This window comes from Pseudomonas sp. MWU13-3659 (assembly GCF_023757525.1).
In the GTDB taxonomy this organism is placed as follows: Bacteria; Pseudomonadota; Gammaproteobacteria; order Pseudomonadales; family Pseudomonadaceae; genus Aquipseudomonas; species Aquipseudomonas entomophila_E.
In genome coordinates, this window is the sequence record NZ_JAMSHW010000094.1 from 1 (window position 1) to 762 (window position 762).

Genomic DNA, 762 nt, shown 5'->3' on the forward strand with positions numbered 1-762 from the left:
GTTCACCACCTGCATTGATGTCGTGGAAAAAGGCGTGGTGTTCCACGACAGCGACGGCCGCAGCCACGACTATCCGCTACCCAAGGTCGGCAAGCCGCACTACGACCCGATCGAGTACCTCAGCCTGGTGCGCACTGCTGAGCAGCAACTGGTGTTGCTGCGTGGCCTGGACCGCCGTGAAACCTATGCCCGCCAGGGTGACCGCTTCTACCTGACGCACATTCAGCTACGCAGCGGCGCCGGGGCAATGCTGCACTACGAGCACAGCCACAACGGTCGCCCGGTGCTGTCGGACATCAACACCTATTCCGACAACGACCCCGAAAAAGTCCACCTGCAACTGGGCACCTTGCTCGATGACCACGGGCATATCCAGGGCCTGTGGCAGGTGGTCGACGGCACGCCGCTGCGCCAGCTGTGCGGTTACCACTACGACACCCACGGCGACCTGATCGCCGCCCAGGACGAGCACGGCGCCGCCTGGCACTACCAGTACCGCCAGCACCTGATCACCCGCTACACCGACCGCACCGGGCGCGGCATCAACCTCGAATGGGACGGCAGCGGCCCGCAGGCCAAGGCCATCCACGAGTGGGCCGACGACGGCAGCTTCGAGACCCGTCTGGCCTGGGACCCGAACATCCGCCTGACCTATGTCACCGACGCCCATGGCCAGGAGACCTGGCACTACTACGACGCCCTGGGCTACACCTACCGCCTGGTCCACCCGGACGGCCGCGAGGAATGGCTGTTCCGCGATGA

Annotated in this window: 1 pseudogene; it reads left to right on the forward strand. The window is 65.4% G+C overall.

Annotated elements, in window-relative coordinates:
* Window positions 1-762: pseudogene (locus NGM28_RS28445) on the forward strand (RHS repeat-associated core domain-containing protein); the annotation flags it as partial.